Raw genomic sequence first — 22,808 nt, 5'->3', positions numbered from 1 at the left:
TAATCAATAGAAGTTAGCTCCAAGTGGGAGCTAATTTTTTTCCTGTTAAATAAGGTGGATTTGCGACTCAGTATTTCTTGTTATCCAAGTCTAAAAGAACATTTCTCGTCTTTCAAATTCCCCCAAAAATGGTATAATAGTAACATCACAAAATTGGAGAGAGACCATGAGTTTTTACAATCATAAAGAAATTGAGCCTAAGTGGCAGGGCTACTGGGCAGAACATCATACATTTAAGACAGGAACAGATGCATCAAAACCGAAGTTTTATGCTCTCGACATGTTCCCATATCCTTCAGGAGCTGGATTGCACGTAGGACACCCAGAAGGCTACACAGCGACTGATATCCTTAGCCGTTACAAACGTGCCCAAGGTTACAATGTCCTTCACCCAATGGGTTGGGATGCCTTTGGTTTGCCAGCTGAGCAATACGCTATGGATACGGGGAATGACCCAGCAGAATTTACAGCAGAAAACATTGCCAACTTCAAACGTCAAATCAATGCGCTTGGATTCTCTTACGACTGGGACCGTGAAGTCAACACAACAGATCCAAACTACTACAAATGGACTCAGTGGATCTTCACCAAGCTTTACGAAAAAGGCTTGGCCTATGAAGCCGAAGTACCAGTAAACTGGGTAGAAGAATTGGGAACAGCTATCGCCAACGAAGAAGTCCTTCCTGACGGAACTTCTGAGCGTGGTGGCTATCCTGTTGTCCGCAAACCAATGCGCCAATGGATGCTTAAAATCACGGCCTATGCAGAGCGCTTGCTTAATGACTTGGATGAGTTGGATTGGCCAGAGTCTATCAAGGATATGCAACGCAACTGGATTGGGAAATCAACTGGTGCCAATGTAACTTTCAAAGTGAAAGGGACTGACAAGGAATTCACCGTCTTTACTACTCGTCCTGATACTCTTTTCGGTGCGACCTTCACAGTCTTGGCTCCTGAGCATGAACTAGTAGATGCCATCACAAGCTCAGAGCAAGCTGAGGCAGTAGCTGACTACAAACACCAAGCTAGTCTCAAGTCTGACTTGGCTCGTACCGATCTTGCCAAGGAAAAAACAGGGGTTTGGACGGGCGCTTATGCCATCAACCCTGTCAATGGTAAAGAAATTCCAATCTGGATTGCAGACTATGTTCTTGCAAGCTATGGAACAGGTGCTGTCATGGCCGTGCCTGCCCATGACCAACGTGACTGGGAATTTGCCAAACAATTTGACCTTCCAATCGTAGAAGTACTTGAAGGTGGTAATGTAGCAGAAGCTGCCTACACAGAAGACGGCCTTCATGTCAATTCAGACTTCCTAGATGGCCTTAACAAAGAAGACGCTATTGCTAAGATTGTGGCTTGGTTGGAAGAAAAAGGCTACGGTCAAGAAAAAGTCACCTACCGTCTCCGTGACTGGCTCTTTAGCCGTCAACGTTACTGGGGTGAGCCAATTCCAATCATTCATTGGGAAGATGGAACTTCAACAGCTGTCCCTGAAAATGAATTGCCACTTGTCTTGCCAGTAACCAAGGACATCCGCCCTTCAGGTACTGGGGAAAGCCCATTGGCTAACTTGACTGACTGGCTTGAAGTGACTCGTGAAGATGGTGTCAAAGGTCGTCGTGAAACAAACACTATGCCACAATGGGCTGGTTCAAGCTGGTACTACCTCCGCTATATTGACCCACACAATACTGAGAAATTGGCTGATGAGGACCTTCTAAAACAATGGTTGCCAGTAGATATCTACGTGGGTGGTGCAGAGCACGCTGTACTTCACTTGCTTTACGCTCGTTTCTGGCATAAATTCCTCTATGATATCGGTGTTGTTCCAACTAAAGAACCATTCCAAAAACTCTTTAATCAAGGAATGATTTTGGGAACAAGCTACCGTGACCACCGTGGAGCTCTTGTAGCGACTGATAAGGTTGAAAAACGTGACGGTTCTTTCTTCCATGTGGAAACAGGAGAAGAGTTGGAGCAAGCACCAGCCAAGATGTCTAAATCACTCAAGAACGTTGTCAATCCAGACGATGTGGTGGAACAATATGGTGCCGATACCCTTCGTGTCTATGAAATGTTCATGGGACCACTTGATGCTTCTATCGCTTGGTCAGAAGAAGGCCTGGAAGGAAGCCGTAAGTTCCTCGACCGTGTTTACCGTTTGATTACAAGTAAAGAAATCGTTGCGGAAAACAATGGTGCTCTTGACAAGGTTTACAATGAAACCGTTAAATCTGTTACTGAGCAAATCGAATCCATGAAATTCAACACAGCTATTGCCCAACTCATGGTCTTTGTCAACGCTGCTAACAAGGAAGACAAACTCTATGTGGACTACGCCAAAGGCTTTATCCAATTGATTGCCCCATTTGCACCTCACTTGGCAGAAGAACTTTGGCAAACAGTTACAGCAACAGGTGAATCCATCTCTTACGTGGCTTGGCCAACTTGGGACGAAAGTAAATTGGTTGAAGACGAAATCGAAATCGTCGTTCAAATCAAAGGAAAAGTCCGTGCCAAATTGATGGTTGCTAAAGACCTATCACGCGAAGAATTGCAAGAAATCGCTCTGGCTGATGAAAAAGTTAGAGCAGAAATTGACGGCAAGGAAATCGTGAAAGTGATTGCGGTACCTAACAAACTCGTTAATATCGTCGTTAAATAACGAGTTTATTATCTCTATCTGCCACCTTCAATAGTCCACTGGACTATTGAAGCCAACTAAATTGGTTAATATTGTTGTGAAATAAGATAGGAATCCTCCAGAGCTGAACTCTGGAGGATTTTTTGAATTTTTTCATGAAAGTATGATATACTATGTGCAATTATAAAGTTTGAAAAGTAAAACAAGGAGAAAACAATGCCAGTAAATGAATATGGTCAGATAATTGGTGAGTCAATGGAAGGTTATACTCCAGGAGAATTGCCTTCCATTGATTTCTTAGAAGGGCGCTACGCTCGGATAGAGGCTCTTTCGGTGGAAAAGCATGCGGAGGATTTATTAGCTGTTTATGGTCCAGATACTCCTCGGGAGATGTGGACCTACCTCTTTCAGGAGCCGGTGGCAGATATGGAGGAACTGGTTACCGTCTTAAATCAGATGTTGGCTCGTAAGGACCGTTTTTACTATGCGATTATAGACAAGGCAACTGGTAAGGCTTTGGGGACTTTTTCTCTCATGCGTATTGACCAGAATAACCGAGTAATAGAAGTGGGTGCCGTCACTTTTTCTCCAGAATTAAGGGGAACACGTATAGGGACAGAGGCTCAATATCTCCTAGCTCGCTATGTTTTTGAGGAGCTTAACTATCGTCGCTATGAGTGGAAATGCGATGCTCTAAATCTGCCATCAAGACGAGCTGCGGAGCGTTTGGGCTTTGTTTATGAAGGAACCTTCCGCCAGGCAGTTGTTTATAAGGGACGTACACGTGATACGGATTGGCTGTCTATGATTGATAAGGACTGGCCTCAAGTCAAAGATCGTTTAGAAACATGGTTGGCTCCTGAAAATTTTGATAAAAATGGACGACAGTACAAGAGCTTGAGAGAACTTTAAGAGGTGTTGACATGATCACTATTAAAAAGCAAGAAATTGTCAAGTTAGAGGATGTTTTGCATCTCTATCAGGCTGTCGGTTGGACAAATTATACCCATCAACCTCAGATGCTGGAGAAGGCCTTGTCTCACTCATTAGCGATTTATCTGGCACTTGATGGAGATGCTGTGGTGGGTTTGGTCCGTTTGGTTGGAGATGGTTTCTCATCGATTTTTGTCCAGGATTTGATCGTTTTGCCTAGCTATCAACGCCAAGGGATTGGTAGCGACTTAATGAAAGAGGCTTTAGGTGATTACAAAGATGCCTATCAAGTCCAACTAGTGACCGATCAGACAGAAAAAACCTTGGGATTCTATCGTTCTCTGGGATTTGAAACCTTATCTACTTATGATTGTACAGGAATGATTTGGGTGGATAGAAAAAGATAAAAAAATATTTTTTCTTAAGTAAAGTTTAAGTCTCCTCGTGTATTATATAGTTATTAGATAAAGACCTCCTAACTTTATTTAATGAAATCCCAAACTTTTCTTTTTCATCATAATCTCCTAAAGAAGTCACCCAATCAGGTGGCTTTTTTGTGGCTTGGAGAGGAAAATTCCATTTGAAAAGAATTTTTTAAAAAAATGATAAATCAGAGAAAAAGTTAAGTTAGCTTTAAGATTCATCTTGTATCATATAATCATTAAATAAAGACCTCCTAACTTTATTTAATGAAATCCTAAACTTTTCTTTTTCATAATAATCTCCCTAAAGAAGCCACCCAATCAGGTGGCTTTTTTGTTTGTGGCTTGGATTTTTGATATAATAGAGCCATGAGTAGAATTTTAGATAATGAAATCATGGGGGATGAGGAGTTGGTAGAACGTACCCTCCGTCCTCAGTATTTACGTGAATATATTGGGCAGGATAAGGTCAAGGACCAGCTGCAAATCTTTATCGAAGCTGCCAAAATGCGGGATGAGGCACTGGACCATGTTCTTTTATTTGGTCCTCCAGGTCTCGGGAAAACAACCATGGCCTTTGTTATTGCCAATGAACTGGGAGTCAATCTCAAGCAAACGTCAGGTCCTGTCATTGAAAAAGCGGGTGACCTGGTAGCGATTTTGAATGATTTGGAGCCTGGAGACGTTCTCTTTATTGACGAGATTCATCGCTTGCCCATGTCGGTGGAAGAGGTGCTTTATAGTGCCATGGAAGACTTCTACATTGATATCATGATTGGTGCTGGTGAAGGCAGTCGCAGTGTTCATTTGGACTTGCCACCATTCACCTTGATTGGTGCAACGACACGTGCGGGGATGCTCTCAAATCCTCTACGGGCACGTTTTGGGATTACAGGTCATATGGAATACTATGCTCATGCTGATTTGACGGAAATTGTTGAGCGGACAGCAGATATTTTTGAGATGGAAATCACTCATGAGGCGGCTGCTGAGCTGGCCTTGCGCAGTCGAGGAACTCCTCGTATCGCCAATCGTCTCCTCAAGCGCGTGCGCGACTTTGCCCAGATTATGGGGGATGGCTTGATTGATGATGTGATTACGGATAAGGCTTTGACCATGCTGGATGTAGACCGTGAAGGTTTGGACTATGTGGACCAAAAAATCCTTCGCACCATGATTGAGATGTATGGTGGTGGTCCTGTAGGACTGGGAACCCTTTCTGTTAATATTGCTGAAGAGCGTGAGACGGTAGAAGATATGTATGAACCTTACCTGATTCAGAAAGGTTTCATCATGCGAACTCGTTCTGGGCGGGTTGCAACGGCTAAGGCATATGAGCATTTAGGGTATGAATACAGTGAAAAATGAACAAAAAATTCTAGATGCTTTCAGAGAAGATCTGGATATTATGACCATTTTGACCATCATTCGTGACCTTGATCTGAAAGACTCGTGGTTGGCAGCAGGTTCTGTCAGGAATTTCATCTGGAATCTCTTGTCTGATAAATCGCCTTTTGATAGTGAGACGGATGTGGATGTGATTTTCTTTGATCCAGATATTTCTTATGAGGAAACAGTATCCCTAGAGAAAAAACTGAGAGAAGATTTTCCTCAGTATCAGTGGGAGTTGAAAAATCAGGTCTATATGCATCTGCACAGTCCTCACACTGCGCCCTATACCAGTTCTCGTGATGCTATGAGTAAGTATCCAGAACGTTGTACGGCTATAGGACTCCGCTTGCATGCCGACGCAACTTTAGAGCTCTTTGCGCCTTATGGTTTAGAGGATGTTTTGAATTTTCAGGTATCCCCAACTCCTCATTTCTTAGAGAATGAGGACCGAATGGAACTCCATCAAACACGGCTATCCAAGAAAAATTGGCAAGAAAAATGGAAAAATCTAACTTTTTCAAAAAACTTAAGAAAAATTTAAGTTAGGGGCGGTATACTAGGTTCATAAGTTAAGAGAAACTTAACTTAAACTCCTAAAACTTTTTCATAATAATCTCCCTATAAAATTAAGTCGCCCAATCAGGCGGCTTATTTTTTCTGTACGGAGAGCTAATAACTTAGCAATAGAAGAAAATAGGGAAATATGGTATAATGAAACGATAGATTTTTGAATAGGAATAAGAACATGTTTGGATTTTTTAAGAAAGATAAAGCTGCAGAAGTTGAGGTTCCAACACAGGTTCCTGCTCATATTGGCATCATCATGGATGGGAACGGTCGTTGGGCTAAAAAACGGATGCAACCACGGGTTTTTGGTCATAAGGCGGGGATGGAAGCCCTCCAAAAGATAACCAAGGCAGCTAACAAGATGGGAGTTAAGGTCATCACGGTTTATGCCTTTTCAACGGAAAATTGGACGCGCCCAGATCAAGAAGTCAAGTTTATCATGAACTTGCCAGTCGAGTTTTATGATAACTATGTCCCTGAATTGCATGCAAATAACGTTAAGATTCAGATGATTGGGGAGACAGACCGTCTGCCTAAGCCGACTTTTGAAGCTTTGAAAAAAGCAGAGGAGTTGACTAAGAACAATACGGGCTTGATTCTCAATTTTGCGCTTAACTATGGTGGTCGTGCTGAAATTACGCAAGCTCTTAAGAGCTTGGCTCAAGATGTTCTAGATGCTAAAATAAACCCTGGTGACATCACAGAAGATATGATTGGGGACTATCTTTTCACGCAACACCTGCCAAAGGATTTGCGAGATCCGGACTTGATTATTCGTACGAGTGGTGAGTTGCGTTTAAGTAATTTCTTACCATGGCAAGCAGCCTATAGTGAGCTTTACTTTACGGATACCTTGTGGCCTGATTTTGATGAAGCCGCTTTGCAGGAAGCTATTGCTGCTTTTAACCATCGCAATCGCCGTTTTGGAGGAGTTTAGGAGAAGATATGACCAAGGATTTACAAAAGAGAACATTGTTTGCGGTATTGGCCCTGGCGATTTTCCTTCCAGTCTTGTTTGCAGGAGGCCTCTTGTTGCAGATAGGGATTGGCTTGTTAGCGATGCTAGGCGTCCATGAACTTTTGCATATGAAGGGGTTAAAGACTATGACCATTGAGGGCGCTTTGACTCTTTTTGCGACCTTTGCTCTCACAATCCCTTTAGAAAATTACCTAACTTTTTTGCCTGTTGATGGGAATGTAGTTGCCTACAGTGTTTTGATTACCATAATGCTAGGGACGACCGTTTTCAGTAAAAACTATACGATTGAAGATGCCGCTTTCCCAATTGCTGTGAGCTTTTATGTTGGTTTTGGCTTCAATGCCTTACTAGATGCTCGGGTGGCAGGTTTTGACAAGGTACTTTTGGCCCTTTTTATCGTTTGGGCGACAGATAGCGCAGCCTACCTGACAGGGATGAATTTTGGTAAACATAAGTTGGCTCCGAGAGTTTCTCCTAATAAGAGTATTGAGGGATTTGTCGGGGGTATTCTAGGTGCGGTACTGATAACGGTAATCTTCATGCTAGTGGACAGTACAGTTGCTCTTCCTTATGGGATTTATAGAATGAGTCTCTTTGCTGCCTTCTTCAGTGTGGCAGGTCAGTTTGGTGACTTGATTGAGAGTGCCATGAAACGCCATTTCGGTGTCAAGGATTCTGGGAAATTTATCCCTGGACATGGCGGTGTGTTGGATCGCTTTGACAGCATGCTGATTGTGTTTCCAATGATGCACTTATTTGGCCTGTTTTAAAGAAAGGAATATTGAATGATTGGATTGCTAACCTTTATCCTCGTTTTTGGGATTATTGTGGTGGTGCATGAGTTTGGACATTTTTATTTTGCCAAGAAATCAGGCATTTTAGTTCGTGAATTTGCCATTGGTATGGGGCCCAAGATTTTTTCCCATATCGGTAAGGATGGCACGGCTTATACCATTCGAATCCTTCCTCTAGGAGGCTATGTTCGTATGGCAGGCTGGGGTGATGATGCGACAGAAATCAAGACAGGAACTCCAGTCAGTTTAACACTTGCTGACGATGGTAAGGTCAAACGGATCAACCTCTCAGGGAAGAAACTGGATCAAACGGCTCTTCCTATGCAGGTAACCCAGTTTGACTTTGAAGACAAGCTCTTTATTAAGGGTTTGGTCCTGGAAGAAGAAAAGACTTTTGCAGTGGATCATGATGCAACGGTTGTTGAAGAAGACGGAACCGAAGTGCGCATCGCTCCTTTGGATGTACAGTATCAAAATGCTTCTATCTGGGGCAAGCTCATCACCAACTTTGCAGGTCCTATGAATAACTTTATCTTAGGTGTTGTTGTTTTTTGGATCTTGATCTTTTTGCAGGGCGGTGTTAGAGATACTCAGACCAATCTCTTTCATGTCATGCCAGAGGGAGCTTTGGCTAAGGTAGGTGTAGCTGAGACCGCCCAAATTACTAAGGTCGGCTCGCATGAGGTTAAGAATTGGCAAGACTTGATCCAGGCTGTGGAAGCAGATACCAAGGACAAGACAGCCCCGACCTTAGATGTGACCATTTCCGAAAATGGTAGTGAAAAACAAGTCACGGTGACTCCAGAAGAGAATCAAGGACGTTATATTCTTGGGGTTCAACCGGGAGTCAAGTCAGACTTTCTATCCATGTTTGTTGGTGGATTTACAACTGCAGCTGACTCAGGACTTCGTATCCTTTCGGCTCTGAAAAACTTGATTTTCCATCCAGATTTGAACAAACTCGGTGGTCCCGTTGCTATTTTTAAGGCAAGTAGCGATGCTGCTAAAAATGGAATTGAGAATGTCCTCTATTTCCTAGCCGTGATTTCCATCAATATCGGGATTTTTAACTTGATTCCGATTCCGGCTTTGGATGGTGGAAAGATTGTGCTCAATATCCTAGAGGCTATCCGCCGGAAACCCCTTAAACAAGAAATTGAAACCTATGTCACCATGGCTGGTGTAGTTATCATGGTTGTCTTGATGCTAGCTGTAACCTGGAATGACATTATGCGACTCTTCTTTTAGATAATCGAGGAATATTATGAAACAAAGTAAAATGCTAATCCCAACGCTTCGCGAAATGCCAAGCGATGCTCAAGTTATCAGCCATGCCCTTATGTTGCGTGCTGGTTATGTTCGTCAAGTTTCTGCCGGTGTTTATTCTTACCTGCCACTCGCTAACCGTGTGATTGAAAAGGCTAAAAACATTATGCGCCAAGAGTTTGATAAGATTGGTGCGGTGGAAATGTTGGCTCCTGCCCTTCTCAGTGCCGATCTCTGGCGCGAATCAGGTCGTTACGAAACCTATGGTGAAGACCTTTATAAACTGAAAAATCGTGAAAAGTCAGACTTTATCCTAGGTCCGACACACGAAGAAACTTTTACGGCTATTGTTCGTGACTCTGTGAAATCTTACAAGCAATTGCCACTCAACCTTTACCAAATCCAACCGAAATACCGTGATGAAAAACGTCCACGTAACGGACTTCTCCGTACGCGTGAATTTATCATGAAAGACGGCTATAGTTTCCATGCTAATTACGATAGTTTGGATGTGACTTATGACGAGTACAAGGCGGCCTATGAACGAATTTTCACTCGTAGTGGCTTAGATTTCAAGGCTATCATCGGTGACGGTGGTGCCATGGGTGGTAAGGATAGCCAAGAGTTTATGGCCATTACACCAGCCCGTACAGACCTCGACCGCTGGGTTGTCTTAGACAAGTCAGTTGCCTCATTTGATGAGATTCCTGCAGAAGTGCAAGAAGAAATCAAGGCAGAATTGCTCAAATGGATGGTTTCTGGTGAAGACACTATTGCCTACTCAAGTGAGTCTAGCTATGCAGCTAACTTAGAAATGGCAACAAACGAGTACAAACCAAGCAACCGTGTCGTTGCGGAAGAAGAAGTGACTCGTGTCGCAACACCAGATGTTAAATCAATTGATGAAGTGGCAGCCTTCCTAAACGTGCCAGAAGAGCAAACGATTAAAACTCGCTTCTACATGGCAGATGGTGAGCTTGTTGCAGCCCTTCTAGTTGGAAATGACCAACTCAATGAAGTCAAGTTGAAAAACCACTTGGGTGCAGATTTCTTTGATGTTGCGAGCGAGGAAGAAGTAGCAAATGTTATCTCAGCTGGCTTTGGTTCGCTTGGTCCAGTTGGTTTGCCAGAAAATGTGAAAATCATTGCAGATCGTAAGGTACAAGATGTTCGCAATGCTGTTGTGGGGGCTAACGAAGATGGCTACCACTTGACAGGTGTGAACCCAGGTCGTGATTTCACTGCAGAATACGTGGATATTCGTGAAGTTCGTGAGGGTGAAATTTCACCAGATGGACAAGGTGTTCTTAACTTTGCCCGTGGTATCGAGATCGGTCACATCTTTAAGCTCGGAACTCGTTATTCAGCAAGTATGGGTGCAGATGTTTTGGATGAAAATGGCCGTGCTGTGCCAATCATCATGGGATGTTACGGTATCGGTGTTAGCCGTCTTCTCTCTGCAGTTATGGAACAACACGCTCGCCTCTTTGTCAACAAAACGCCTAAAGGTGAATACCGTTACGCTTGGGGAGTTAACTTCCCTAAAGAATTGGCACCATTTGATGTGCACTTGATTACTGTCAATGTCAAAGACGAAGAAGCACAAACTCTGACAGAGAAACTTGAAGCGAGCTTGATGGGAGCTGGTTACGAAGTCTTGACAGACGACCGTAACGAACGTATCGGAGTCAAATTTAGCGATAGCGACTTGATTGGGTTGCCAATCCGTATCACTGTTGGGAAGAAAGCAGCTGACGGTATTGTAGAAGTCAAAATCAAAGCGACTGGTGATACCATCGAAGTTCACGTAGACAACTTGCTCGAAACCCTTGAAATCCTTAGTAAGAAATAAAAACTATAATCAGAAGAAAAACAAGGCAAAAATGTAACTAGTTTTTACCTTGTTTTTTCTATATAATGGGGAAAATGAGTAAACGAAGAGGTAAAGCTATGCTAAAATTTCCAAAGGATTTTGTTTGGGGTTCCTCCACTTCTGGACCACAGACAGAAGGACGAGTGCTTGGTGATGGTAAAGGAGATAATCTCTGGGATTATTGGTATCAGGTGGAGCCCAATCGCTACTACAATGGGATTGGACCTGACAAAACATCGACTTTCTATGAAAACTGGGAAAAGGATATTGAGCTTCTGGTAGAGACTGGGCATACAGCCTTCCGAACTTCTATCCAGTGGTCTCGCATTTTCCCACAAGGCCGTGGAGAGGTCAATCCGCAAGGGGTGGCTTTCTACCGTCAGGTCTTTGAAGCCATTAAGGCCAAGGGAATTCGTCTCTTAGTTAATCTCTATCACTTTGACCTGCCATTTGCTCTACAAGAAGATGGGGATGGCTGGGAAAATAAGGCGACTGTCTCAGCCTATGAAGACTATGCTCGTTTTTGTTTTGAGACTTACGGTGACTTGGTGGACCAATGGATTACCTTTAACGAGCCCATCGTCCCTGTAGAATTTGGTTATTTTTACGATGCCCATTACCCTCACAAGGTGGATGCCAAAGCAGCGGTTAAGGTTGCCTATCATACGCAACTGGCTAGTAGTCTTGCGGTTAAGGCCTGTCATGAGATTCTGCCTGGCTCTAAGATTGGGATTGTACTTAACTTGACACCAGCCTATCCACGTAGCCAGCATCCTGCGGATGTCAAGGCTGCGCGCATTGCCGACCTCTTCCAAGCTCAATCTTTCCTAGATCCGTCTGTCTTGGGAGCTTATCCAGAGGAATTGGTGGAAATTTTAGCTGAGCATGATTTGCTGCCAGAGTACACTGTTGAAGAGTTAGAACTCATTCGTGAGAATACAGTTGATTTCCTAGGAGTCAACTACTACCAACCTTTGCGCGTTATGGCGCCACGTTTTGCTAAACATCCAGACAGTCCCCTCTTGCCAGAACATTTTTACGAGCCTTATATCATGCCGGGCCGTAAAATCAATCCTCACCGCGGTTGGGAAATCTACGAGCAGGGGATTTATGATATCGCTCAGAATATCAAGAAAAACTATGGCAATATCGAGTGGATGCTGACAGAGAATGGCATGGGTGTTGAAGGTGAAGATAAATTCCGTGTGAATGGCATGATTCAGGACGACTATCGTATCGACTTTGTCAAAGGGCATCTTCGTGAACTCCATCGTGCGATTGAAGACGGAGCCAATTGTAAGGGCTACTTGATTTGGACCTTTATCGACTGTTGGTCATGGCTCAATAGCTATAAAAACCGCTATGGTTTGGTTGAATTAGACTTGGAAACACAAGAACGCCGTCTGAAGAAATCAGGCCACTGGTTCAAGGAACTCAGCGACCGTAATGGATTTTAAGAATAAAAAGAGTGAGATGGTGTTCATCTCACTTTTTATTACAATATCATCACCAAGGTCCCAATCGTAATCAGGATACAGCCAATAATTGTTTTAAACGTCAGGACATCCTGTAGGAAGAAAAAGGCTAGAACGAGGGTAATGACGAGACTGAATTTATCGACAGCAGATACCTCAGTCGCATTGCCCATCTGCAAGGCCTTGTAGTAGCAGAGCCAGGAGGCGCCAGTGGCCAAGCCAGATAAGATGAGAAAGAGCCAACTTTTTCTACTGATGTTGACAATTTCGGTCTGACTATTGGTCAAGAAAACCATGGCCCAGGCCATAAGAATGACGACGACTGTACGAATAGCGGTTGCTAGATTGGATGGGACTCCTTCAATCCCAATCTTGGCTAAAATTGACGTTAAGGCTGCAAAGATAGCTGATAAAAGTGCGAAGAAAAACCACATGGCAAATACCTCCTCCCCTTATTATAAGTAATTGATACCGACTTGTCAGGTATCAAGTGAAATCTTGATAAAATACCAGATAGAAAAACTATACCAATTTTTATTCTTGACAAGTGAGAAAAACAAGTATATACTGTTTTTGCTGATTCCGTAAAGCGAGAATTAGACTATACCAATTTAAGGAGAAAGCACAGCTGGTCTGTGTCGTATATACTATGTGTGGAATTGTTGGCGTTGTTGGAAACACAAATGCAACTGATATTTTGATTCAAGGGCTTGAAAAGCTCGAATACCGTGGCTATGATTCTGCGGGAATTTTTGTCCTAGGTGGTGCTGAAAATCATCTAGTCAAGGCTGTCGGTCGTATCGCAGAATTGTCTGCCAAGACAGCAGGTGTTGAGGGAACAACTGGTATCGGACATACGCGTTGGGCGACTCACGGGAAACCAACGGAAGACAATGCTCACCCACACCGCTCTGAGACGGGACGTTTTGTCTTGGTGCACAATGGAGTGATTGAAAACTACCTTGAAATCAAGGAAGAATACCTTGCAGGTCACCACTTTAAGGGGCAAACCGATACAGAAATTGCCGTTCACTTGATTGGGAAATTTGCAGAAGAAGATGGTTTGTCAGTTCTTGAAGCCTTCAAAAAAGCCCTTCACATCATCCGTGGTTCTTATGCCTTTGCCTTGATTGACTCTGAAAATCCAGATGTCATCTATGTCGCTAAGAACAAATCGCCACTTTTGATTGGTCTTGGAGAAGGCTATAACATGGTCTGCTCTGATGCTATGGCCATGATTCGTGAGACCAACCAATACATGGAAATTCATGACCAAGAGTTGGTAATCGTCAAGGCTGACAGCGTCGAAGTTCAAGACTATGATGGTAACAGTCGTGAGCGTGCTAGCTACACTGCCGAACTTGACCTGTCTGATATCGGTAAGGGAACTTATCCTTACTACATGCTCAAGGAAATCGACGAGCAACCAACGGTTATGCGTAAACTCATCCAAGCCTACACGGATGAGGCAGGTCAAGTTGTTGTAGATCCAGCTATCATCAAGGCTGTTCAAGATGCAGATCGCATCTACATCCTTGCAGCTGGGACATCTTACCACGCAGGATTTGCTTCTAAGAAGATGCTGGAAGAGTTGACGGATACACCTGTTGAACTTGGAATTTCATCTGAGTGGGGCTATGGTATGCCACTTCTCAGCAAAAAACCACTCTTCATCTTTATCAGCCAGTCTGGTGAAACAGCGGATAGCCGTCAGGTTTTGGTCAAGGCTAATGAAATGGGAATCCCGAGCTTGACAGTGACCAACGTGCCAGGTTCAACCCTTTCACGTGAAGCCAACCATACTATGTTGCTTCACGCGGGTCCTGAAATTGCTGTGGCTTCAACCAAGGCCTACACAGCACAAATCGCAGCACTTGCCTTCCTTGCAAAAGCAGTCGGAGAAGCAAACGGCAATGCTAAAGCGCAAGCCTTTGACCTGGTTCATGAGTTGTCAATCGTAGCTCAGTCTATCGAATCAACTCTTTCTGAAAAAGAAACCATTGATGCTAAAGTTCATGAGCTTCTTGAAACAACACGCAACGCCTTTTACATTGGACGTGGTCAAGATTACTACGTAGCCATGGAAGCCAGTCTTAAGCTAAAAGAGATTTCTTACATCCAGTGTGAAGGCTTTGCGGCAGGAGAACTCAAGCACGGGACCATTGCCTTGATTGAAGAAGGAACGCCTGTCTTGGCCCTCTTGTCAGATCCAGTCCTTGCTAACCATACTCGTGGAAATATCCAAGAGGTCGCAGCCCGTGGTGCCAAGGTTCTCACTATTGCAGAAGAGAATGTTGCTAAAGAGACAGACGATATCGTCCTTACGACCGTCCACCCTTACCTCTCACCAATCTCAATGGTCGTACCAACGCAATTGGTCGCTTACTTTGCAACACTCCACCGTGGCCTTGATGTGGACAAACCACGTAACCTTGCTAAGTCAGTAACAGTAGAATAAGCTAAGAAAGTCTAGTTCATCTAGACTTTTTCTAATGAGCAAATGTATTGAAAATAAAACTAATTAGTGATAAAATACCCTAAAACTAAAAGAGATAGCGAGGAAACGGGATGGTAGAATTAGGAATTTCAACATTTGGTGAAACAACAGCTCTGGAAGCGACTGGGCAACTTTACAGTCATGATGAACGCATTCGTCAGCTGGTGGCAGAGATAGAGCTGGCTGATAAGGTTGGTTTGGATGTGTACGGGATTGGGGAGCATCATCGGGAGGACTTTGCGGTATCGGCGCCAGAGATTGTTCTTGCAGCTGGTGCAGTCAATACCAAGAAAATTCGTTTGACGAGTGCAGTCAGCATACTCTCGAGTATGGATCCGATTCGCTTGTTCCAACAATATGCTACTATCGATGCTTTGTCAAATGGACGTGCGGAGATTATGGCTGGGCGTGGTTCATTTACCGAGTCTTTCCCACTGTTTGGCTATGACTTGAAAGACTATGAAGCTCTCTTTGATGAGAAATTAGACATGCTCCAGTTAGTCAATGAAAAGACCAAGATAGACTGGCAGGGGCAATTGACCCAAAGCATTGCTGGAAAAGAAGTTTATCCTCGTCCAGTTCAGGACAAATTGCCATTGTGGGTGGCGACAGGTGGTCATGTAGAGTCAACAGTGAAGATTGCTCAGGCGGGGTTGCCAATTGTCTATGCTATTATTGGTGGCAATCCGCGTTATTTTAAAAAGCTGATTCAAGCTTATCGTGAGATTGGTAGGGAAGCCGGTCATGCGGATAAAGACCTGAAAGTGGGCGCTCATTCTTGGGGCTGGATTGCTGAAGATGGCGAGCAGGCGATAAAAGATTATTTCCATCCGACCAAGCAAGTAGTGGATGCGATTTCCAAGGACCGTCCACACTGGCAGGAGTTGACCTATGAGCAATATTTGGAGCAAGTTGGGCCAAATGGTGCCATGTTTGTGGGAAATCCAGATCAGGTAGCAGAAAAATTGATTCGCATGATTGAGGATTTAGACTTGGACCGTTTCATGCTCCATCTACCGCTTGGTTCTATGCCTCATGGTCAAGTTCTGAGAGCTATTGAACTCTTCGGCACACAAGTGGCGCCCAAAATACGTGCTTACTTTGCTATGAAAGAGGAGTTATAAAAAAATTCAATCAGTTGAGTCGATTGGTGAGGAACACCCATGGATTCAGCAATAGGTGGAAGTGGTACAAGAGATAGAGCATACTATCTAGTGGAATATATACTAGTTTATACCAAGTACAAGATAAAATAGTAAAAAAGACGATTTCCGCTTGGAAGTCGTCTTTTTTGATATTCTCGCAAATACGATATCTTGTGGTTGGTGTAAACTGGTAGATAGCTCCCTTATTTTATTTATCAAAACCTTGTAAGTTTTTTTGGCGCTCTTCAGTTTGACCCTTGGCATCCAATTTATTACCATTGTAAACAGTGCTTTCCCATGATCCGTACATTGGGTTAGGGAAAATGATGAATTTCTCACCAAACTCTTTTTGTAATTCCTCTAATTTTTGGTCGCGCTCAGTTTCAGAGGTCTTTGAAAACTCTGCAAAGTCCACAAGATTGTCTCCTAGTAGCATGACTAAGTTGGTTTTTTCTTGGACTGCTTGTCTACGACCTTCTTTAGATTTGACGCCTTTTTCTAAGAACATGAGATGATCGCGGCTTTGTACAGGAATTCCTTCATTTTCTAGGTTTTTGATCGTATCATCTACCTGATCTATCGTGCGGTCAGATACATAGTAAATTTGGACACCGTTTTTGTCTGCAAATTGGAGAAAGTCTTTAGCACCTGGTACAGCCTTGGCTGCGGCTTTTTTTACCCAGACATCCCAGTTTTCTGGGGTAAATGCTGTTCCGTCTTTGACATTTTGAGCTTGATAAGGACTGTTGTCTAATACGGTTTCGTCTAAGTCCAAAACGATAGAGTAGGGTTTATCTGTCTGTGTTTTTAGTAGTTCTTTTAAACGATCAGTAGCGACATTGTAACCTTGTAGATAGAGTGCCTTGGTCTCAGCTGCTTTTTGATACCAAAGAGTTGACATAGTGTTCTCTCTTGAACGCAACTGATCATAGGTCATTGTAACCTGATTATCAGATGTACTACTTTGTGTTGTCTGTGAATTTGCCGAATTTGTGCCACAGCCAGTCAGTAAAATGACGGAAGCAAGTGTAGAAGCAATTGTAATGGTAACTTTGGATATTTTCATAATCCCATCCTCCTAATAATAGTCTACTAATATTGTAGCGTTTTCACGGGATTTGTGCAAGGGAATATCGGGAGAAAATAAATTTTTCAGTAGTAATTTGGTATTAGGATAAAATTATGTACTTAATTTGGGAATGAAGATGGATATAAAAAAATCCAATCGACTTGATAGAAAATCTATATCAGCTCCTTTTTGAAAAATAGATGAAAATAAAGAGAATCTTTGAAAGGCTAGTAACATCAAGCTTTTCAGGGATTTTTTTCTTTATAGATATAAAAATTTCCAATCGAGTTGATAGTCAATATATATTGGGAAAAGGGGAAAAGGAGTGGTAAGATGGTTTCAATCCAAATGGAAGGAGAGAGGTATGGCAAGTAAAAGAGATCTAGTCTTTAGAGCGATTCGAGGCGATGAAGTGGAAAGAGTTCCTGTGGGATTTTGGTTTCATTTTGTAACACTCGAAGAAAAGGGGCAGGGATTAAATAATCCACGTATCTTTCAAAAAAGTGTTGATGGGCATCGCAACTATGTGGAAAGGATTCGCCCTGATTTTGTCAAAATTATGAGTGACGGTTTTTTCCTTTATCCAAGTAATGTCTATAATCCTAAGATTGCAAGCATTCAGGAGCTGACTTCTATTGAGTCGATTGGTGAGGAACACCCATGGATTCAGCAACAGGTGGAAGTGGTACAAGCGATTCGAGAGACCTTTACCGAAGAGATTGCTTCTTTCTACAATATCTTTTCCCCTATCTCCTACCTCAAGCGCTGGTTCCGTACAGAAACTTCTCGAGGAGATAGGGAAGTGGCTGATCTATTGCTTGAAAATCCTGAGCAATTCAGAGCGATTCTAGATGTGATTGCAGGAGATATTGCTATCCTAACTCAGAAAATCATCCAGCAAGGCGGTGTTGACGGGATTTACCTCAGTACCCAGGAAATTCAAGATCAGCGCATCACACCAGCACTCTACCAAACCTATATCGAACCGAGCAATATAGCGATTTTGGAGGCAGCCAATCAGGTTGGTGGGACCAATATCCTCCATATCTGTGGTTTTGAAGGTGCGAGCAATGATGTGACGATATTTAAGAACTATCCAGCTCAAGTGGTCAACTGGGCGACTCATCATGAGGATGTTAGTTTGACACAGGGTCAGGAGTTGTTTCGAGGCAAGGCCGTTTTAGGTGGATTTGAAAATGGCAAGAAAAGCTTGCTTTATCAAGGTTCCAAGGCGGAATTGCAAAATGAAACAAGACGGTTGCTGGCTGAAGCTGGTAGTAAAGGCGTTCTTCTGGGAGCTGACTGTACTGTTCCAGATGACTTTGACTTAGAGAGGTTGGACTGGATTCGACAGGCAGCTGTTCTCTAAAAGGAGGAGCTATGAAAAGTAAAAGATGGGGCATCTTCATTGCAGTTGTCGGTTTGCTGGCTTTGGTTGCCATAAGCGTCGTAAAAAATCAGCACTGCAAAAATGGAGAGAGATGTCGTGGAGTTCAGGATTTTTCCAAGTCCAGTCTCCCCTTTCTACGCTCGAATGATATCGCAAGCAGTTTATTAGTTGAAAAAGTAAGAAATGGAGAATAAGAATGTCAGAAAAAAGAGAATGGGTTTTAAAAGCATTTAAAGGTGAAAAGGTTGATCGTGTGCCAGTTGGCTTTTGGCACCATTTCACATCCGAAGACGAATGGCTACATGGTTTCTCAAATCCAGTCATTATCGAGAAGAATATCGAGGGACATAAGCGCTTTATCCGAGAAGTTCAGCCAGACTTTATCAAACTCATGAGTGATGGCTACTTTGCTTATCCAAATCCAGCGATTGCCAAAGGCAAATCACTTCAAGAATTGGCAACCATTCAACCACTCGGACCAGATCACGCTTGGATAAAAGAGCAGGTGGACTTGGTTAAGAAAATCAAGCAAGAATTTACAGAAGATATCGTTGCGATTTACAATGTTTTTGCTCCTGTGACCTATCTCAAGTGGCTGCTTGGGGAAGTGTCTGGCGGGGATGACCTTATTGCGGACTTTCTGGTGGAAGATCCTAAAGCCCTTAAAAAGGTGTTGGATGTGATTGCAGAGGATATTGCGAGTCTCAGCCGAGCTGTCATCGAAGAGGCTGGTGCTGATGGAATCTATCTCAGCGTGCAGAGTATCCAAGATCAACGAGTGTCGGCAGCAGATTATCAAGCCGTCATTGCCCCTAGCGAGATAACGGTTCTGGAAGCAGCTAGTGCTGTTGGTGGCGTCACTGTTCTTCATATCTGTGGCTACGAGGGAGCGCGAAATGATATTCATCTTTTTGCAGACTACCCAGCCCAAGTCTTTAACTGGGCTGTAGGACCAGAGGGAATCACTCTCAAGGAAGGTCGTGAGATTTTCAAGGGACGTACGGTTCTTGGAGGATTCGAAAATGGTAAGACAGGCTTGCTGTATACTGGTAGCAAGGATGCCATTCAGGCTGAGGCAAAGAAACTAGTTGCAGAAGCTGGGGAACAGGGCTTGGTACTTGGGGCAGATTGTACCATTCCAAGTGATATCGCAGTTGAACGTATCCAGTGGGTGAGAGAAGCGCTTGAAAACTAAAGGAGAAAAAGATGAGTAAAAAAGCATGGATTATCGGTGGTGTAGCAGTTGTTGCAGTAATTGGGGCGACGATTATCGGGAGAAGTTTAGCTGGCGCTCCAGCCAAGGAGGGAGAAACAGCTTCGTCTGCTGAAGTCATAACCTTGAAGGTTGCCCATACACAAAACTATGTGCCTTATGACTTTGTCAATGAAAAAGGGGAATCAGATGGTTATGAAGTAGCTGTTTTGAAGGCTGTTGATGAGAAGTTGGCAAACTATCAATTTGAATATACGGGCACCAGTGATGATGACCTCTTGATTGGTCTGGAATCAGGCAAGTATGACATCGGAACCAAGGGAGCTTGGTACACAGATGAACGAGCTAAAAAGTTTGTCATTCCATCTGAACCAGTCGGAGCGAGCATCATCGGATTTACTGTCAGAAAAGAAGATGAACAGAAATACAAAACCATTGATGACTTTGCTAAGAATAAAGGGAAATTGGTTCCCATCTCGCCACAGAATGCTCAATGGAATGTTATCACCAGCTACAATGAAAAACATCAGGATGCACCGATTGAGCTAACAGCAGCTGAATCTTTTAAAGTGGCAGATGCCTATGCCTGGGTCTTAGAAGGACGTTATGACGCCTTCTTTGATATCAAACTGTCCTTTGAAAAAGCAGTTACCGCAGAAGATGGCCCTTACCACCAATATGCGGATAAACTCAGCTGGTTCCCATACAAGGGCATTCCAACTTATCCCTTGATTCACCGTGATGAAAAGGGTGAGAAATTCGCTAAAGAATACGAAAAAGCAATCAAAGAGTTGAAAGAAGATGGCACGCTTGCTAAGCTATCTCAGCAATACTTTAAAGAAGATGTCTTTAGTTACGTAGACAAAGACTAGACCAGAAATTCCAAGACTAGAAAGGGTTTTGCATGGTTTCTTATGATTTTTCCAAGGTCTTTCAGTTTTTGCCGACCTTATGGCAGGCGCTTCCTATGACCTTGTCCATTCTCTTTTTTACCACTCTTCTTGGTTCCCTTTTTGGAGGTCTCTTGGCCTGGGCACAAGTAGGAGAAGACAAGAGTTTTGCAGCGATTTCCAAAGGCTATATCTTTACCCTACGTTGTACACCGCCGATTGTCTTGCTTTTTCTAGTCTTTTATGGCTTGCCAGAATTTCTGAAATGGTGGCTTGGTTTGGACATCAACAACTGGTCTAAAACTATTTTTGTTCTCTTGACGATGATTCTCTTGTTTGCGGCTATTGTTGCCGAGGTTTTCAAGGCGGCCTATCAAGCTATTCCAAAGGGGCAGACAGAGGCCGGGCTTAGTATTGGTTTGACTCCAAGTCAGACTTTTTGGAGAATCATTTTTCCTCAAGCTTTTCAAGTTGCTCTTCCCAATATAACGACCGCTATTCTCAATCTCATGCGGGATGCTGCCTTGGCTTATACGATTGGTTTTGTTGATGTTATGGGGGCAGGCAATCTCTTGATTAGTCGCAATTTAGGGAACTACTCTCTGGAAACCTATACGGCAGTTGCGCTTCTTTACTGGGGGATTGCCTTGGTTATTTCTAGCTTGAGTCGTTTGCTTGAGAAGTCTTTGGAAACAAAAGGGAGGTAAGAAATGGATATAGACTATATTGTAAAGACCTTTCTGGAGACCTTGAAGGGTGTGCCAATCACCTTGATTATCATGATTGTGGCTATGGTCTTAAGCTTTTTACCGGCTCTATTTTTAGCCTTGGGGCAGATTTACAAGGTTCGAGGTGTGAGGAGTTTTTCTCTGGTCTATCTGGCCTTTATCCGAGCGACTCCTCCGATTTTATTGATTCTCTTCTTTTATAGTTTGTTTCCAAGCCTGCTGAATCAATTTCTCAAAAGCATAGGAAGTGACTTTGATATTTTCAAGCTTGATCCTCTCTATTATGCCTTTATCATTTATAGTTTGATGACAGTCGGGAGTTTATCGGAGATTTTGCGTTCAGCCATCTTGACGGTGGACAAGGGACAACTAGAGGCAGCGCATGCGATTGGCTTGACTACGACCCAGGCCTATCTAAGGATTGTTTTTCCTCAAGCCTTGCGCTCAGCCTTGCCTAACTTGGCCAATCTGGTGATCAATATCGTCAAAGGGACCTCCCTGGTCTTTGTTATGACTATCAAGGACATCACCGCTATTGCTCGTGTAGAAGCGTCCTACGGTTACCAGTATTTTGAGTCTTATTTTGTGATCTTTTTGCAGTATATTTTGATCTGTGGTTTGATTCAGTGGGGCTTCTCCCTACTGGAAAAAGGCTATGTGAAAAAAGAAAAAAGTGCAAAAGCATCTAGCGCGCGTTTCGTATAGGAGGACAGGATGTTACAAGTAGAACATATCGCAAAAACATTTGGTGAGAGGCAGGTCTTGGAGGATGTCAATCTTCAGGTTAACCAAGGGGATGTCGTCGTTATTTTAGGACCATCAGGTTCGGGGAAAACGACCTTTCTCCGTTGTCTTAATCACTTAGAAAAAGCTGACAGTGGCCGTTTGACCTTGGCAGGAAAGACCTATGACTTATCCAAATTGAGCAAGAAAGACATTCTAGAAATTCGCCAAAAAACAGCCTTTGTTTTCCAACACTACAATCTCTTTGCAAACAAAACTGCTCTGGAAAATATTCTAGAAGGCCTAATCGTGGCTCGTAAAGTTCCCAAGGAAGAAGCACTTAAACGTGCAGAATCTGCCTTGGAAAAAGTTGGTTTACTGGCCTACAAAGACTACTACCCTTCACAACTATCTGGAGGGCAACAACAACGAATAGGAATTGCGCGTGCTATTGCCGTCAAACCCGAGGTCATTTTGCTAGATGAACCAACATCAGCACTAGACCCTGAGTTGGTTGGAGATGTTTTGGATGTTCTGAAACAGTTGGCGGGAGAAGGTGTGACCATGGTGGTCGTCACGCATGAGATGGGATTTGCTAGAGATGTCGCCAACCACGTTATTTTCATGGATGGAGGTCGTATCGTAGAGGAGAACAATCCCCACGATTTCTTTAGTCGTCCACAAGAAGAACGAACCAAGCAGTTCCTGGCTCGTATCTTATCAGACGCTAGCTATAGTGTAGAATATATGATTTGATAGCTAAGTGTATCATAAAAACAACACCCCATGACTAGAAGATTCTTCT

At 43.3% G+C, this 22,808-nt stretch carries 21 protein-coding genes; 19 read left to right on the top strand and 2 right to left on the bottom strand.

Translation table 11 applies throughout. From position 1 onward, the window contains the following. Positions 1 to 166: 166 nt before the first annotated feature. The 10 genes from leuS to EL140_RS08515 all read left to right on the top strand — a co-directional run bounded on the left by leuS (position 167) and on the right by EL140_RS08515 (position 12,330). Positions 167 to 2,668, top strand: a complete 2,502-nt coding sequence (leuS, locus tag EL140_RS08560) for a leucine--tRNA ligase (protein WP_000011738.1) — start codon at positions 167 to 169, stop codon at positions 2,666 to 2,668. A gap of 195 nt (positions 2,669 to 2,863) precedes the next feature. Further along, positions 2,864 to 3,559, top strand: coding sequence for a GNAT family N-acetyltransferase (locus tag EL140_RS08555; RefSeq protein WP_001144889.1), 696 nt, complete (start codon positions 2,864 to 2,866; stop codon positions 3,557 to 3,559). Positions 3,560 to 3,570: 11 nt separating this feature from the next. Further along, positions 3,571 to 3,987: a GNAT family N-acetyltransferase gene (locus EL140_RS08550; RefSeq protein WP_000628400.1), complete on the top strand. Its 417-nt coding sequence runs from the start codon at positions 3,571 to 3,573 to the stop codon at positions 3,985 to 3,987. A 384-nt stretch (positions 3,988 to 4,371) separates the two neighbouring features. After that, a complete protein-coding gene (gene ruvB / locus EL140_RS08545; RefSeq protein ID WP_000086801.1) occupies positions 4,372 to 5,370 on the top strand; it encodes a Holliday junction branch migration DNA helicase RuvB in 999 nt (332 codons plus the stop codon). Further along, positions 5,351 to 5,935: a nucleotidyltransferase family protein gene (locus EL140_RS08540; protein ID WP_001098877.1), complete on the top strand. Its 585-nt coding sequence runs from the start codon at positions 5,351 to 5,353 to the stop codon at positions 5,933 to 5,935. Before ruvB ends, EL140_RS08540 begins: the two co-directional genes overlap by 20 nt. Positions 5,936 to 6,139: 204 nt before the next feature. Beyond that, complete coding sequence (locus EL140_RS08535; RefSeq protein WP_000466699.1) at positions 6,140 to 6,898, top strand: isoprenyl transferase; 759 nt, start codon at positions 6,140 to 6,142, stop codon at positions 6,896 to 6,898. An 8-nt stretch (positions 6,899 to 6,906) separates the two neighbouring features. Beyond that, positions 6,907 to 7,710, top strand: a complete 804-nt coding sequence (locus EL140_RS08530; protein WP_000159117.1) for a phosphatidate cytidylyltransferase — start codon at positions 6,907 to 6,909, stop codon at positions 7,708 to 7,710. Positions 7,711 to 7,725: 15 nt separating this feature from the next. Then, positions 7,726 to 8,982, top strand: a complete 1,257-nt coding sequence (rseP, locus tag EL140_RS08525; protein WP_000579739.1) for an RIP metalloprotease RseP — start codon at positions 7,726 to 7,728, stop codon at positions 8,980 to 8,982. Positions 8,983 to 8,998: 16 nt separating this feature from the next. Further along, positions 8,999 to 10,852 (top strand): proline--tRNA ligase, encoded by a 1,854-nt coding sequence (locus EL140_RS08520; protein WP_000814019.1) that lies wholly within the window; start codon positions 8,999 to 9,001, stop codon positions 10,850 to 10,852. 98 nt (positions 10,853 to 10,950) lie between these two features. Continuing rightward, complete coding sequence (locus tag EL140_RS08515; protein WP_000911347.1) at positions 10,951 to 12,330, top strand: glycoside hydrolase family 1 protein; 1,380 nt, start codon at positions 10,951 to 10,953, stop codon at positions 12,328 to 12,330. A gap of 38 nt (positions 12,331 to 12,368) precedes the next feature. Here the strand turns inward: EL140_RS08515 and EL140_RS08510 are convergent, their stop codons facing one another. Then, positions 12,369 to 12,782 carry an EamA family transporter gene (locus EL140_RS08510; RefSeq protein ID WP_000264208.1) on the bottom strand — a complete coding sequence of 138 codons (414 nt, stop codon included), beginning with the start codon at positions 12,780 to 12,782 and terminating at the stop codon, positions 12,369 to 12,371. A gap of 215 nt (positions 12,783 to 12,997) precedes the next feature. On the opposite strand from EL140_RS08510, the gene glmS reads away from it, so the two are divergent. Together glmS and EL140_RS08500 are read left to right on the top strand one after the other, a co-directional pair. Beyond that, positions 12,998 to 14,806, top strand: a complete 1,809-nt coding sequence (gene glmS / locus EL140_RS08505; protein WP_000334293.1) for a glutamine--fructose-6-phosphate transaminase (isomerizing) — start codon at positions 12,998 to 13,000, stop codon at positions 14,804 to 14,806. A 110-nt stretch (positions 14,807 to 14,916) separates the two neighbouring features. Next, positions 14,917 to 15,969, top strand: a complete 1,053-nt coding sequence (locus EL140_RS08500) for an LLM class flavin-dependent oxidoreductase (protein WP_000229786.1) — start codon at positions 14,917 to 14,919, stop codon at positions 15,967 to 15,969. 229 nt (positions 15,970 to 16,198) lie between these two features. Here the strand turns inward: EL140_RS08500 and EL140_RS08495 are convergent, their stop codons facing one another. Beyond that, entirely contained in the window at positions 16,199 to 17,056 is an 858-nt protein-coding gene (locus tag EL140_RS08495; RefSeq protein WP_000703382.1) for a 5'-nucleotidase, lipoprotein e(P4) family, read from the bottom strand. Positions 17,057 to 17,423: 367 nt separating this feature from the next. Between EL140_RS08495 and EL140_RS08490 the strand changes: the two genes are divergently transcribed. From EL140_RS08490 to EL140_RS08460, 7 genes are read left to right on the top strand one after another with little or no spacing between them, the layout of a single operon-like run. After that, positions 17,424 to 18,428 carry a uroporphyrinogen decarboxylase family protein gene (locus EL140_RS08490; protein WP_000157303.1) on the top strand — a complete coding sequence of 335 codons (1,005 nt, stop codon included), beginning with the start codon at positions 17,424 to 17,426 and terminating at the stop codon, positions 18,426 to 18,428. An 11-nt stretch (positions 18,429 to 18,439) separates the two neighbouring features. Further along, the gene (locus tag EL140_RS08485; RefSeq protein WP_000837741.1) at positions 18,440 to 18,643 is read left to right on the top strand and encodes a hypothetical protein; all 204 of its coding nucleotides are present in this window, start codon (positions 18,440 to 18,442) and stop codon (positions 18,641 to 18,643) included. Between the two features lie 2 nt (positions 18,644 to 18,645). Further along, complete coding sequence (locus tag EL140_RS08480) at positions 18,646 to 19,644, top strand: uroporphyrinogen decarboxylase family protein (RefSeq protein WP_001291552.1); 999 nt, start codon at positions 18,646 to 18,648, stop codon at positions 19,642 to 19,644. A gap of 11 nt (positions 19,645 to 19,655) precedes the next feature. Beyond that, positions 19,656 to 20,534, top strand: a complete 879-nt coding sequence (locus tag EL140_RS08475; RefSeq protein ID WP_000037003.1) for a transporter substrate-binding domain-containing protein — start codon at positions 19,656 to 19,658, stop codon at positions 20,532 to 20,534. A 32-nt stretch (positions 20,535 to 20,566) separates the two neighbouring features. Beyond that, positions 20,567 to 21,259, top strand: coding sequence for an amino acid ABC transporter permease (locus tag EL140_RS08470; protein WP_000255460.1), 693 nt, complete (start codon positions 20,567 to 20,569; stop codon positions 21,257 to 21,259). A 3-nt stretch (positions 21,260 to 21,262) separates the two neighbouring features. Continuing rightward, entirely contained in the window at positions 21,263 to 21,985 is a 723-nt protein-coding gene (locus EL140_RS08465; RefSeq protein ID WP_000350563.1) for an amino acid ABC transporter permease, read from the top strand. 9 nt (positions 21,986 to 21,994) lie between these two features. Beyond that, on the top strand, positions 21,995 to 22,759 hold the full coding sequence (locus EL140_RS08460; RefSeq protein WP_000942256.1) for an amino acid ABC transporter ATP-binding protein: 765 nt from the start codon (positions 21,995 to 21,997) through the stop codon (positions 22,757 to 22,759). Positions 22,760 to 22,808: the final 49 nt, after the last annotated feature.

The organism is Streptococcus oralis ATCC 35037 (genome assembly GCF_900637025.1).
Classification (GTDB): Bacteria; Bacillota; Bacilli; order Lactobacillales; family Streptococcaceae; genus Streptococcus; species Streptococcus oralis.
This window is presented reverse-complemented; position numbering and strand designations above follow the sequence as displayed.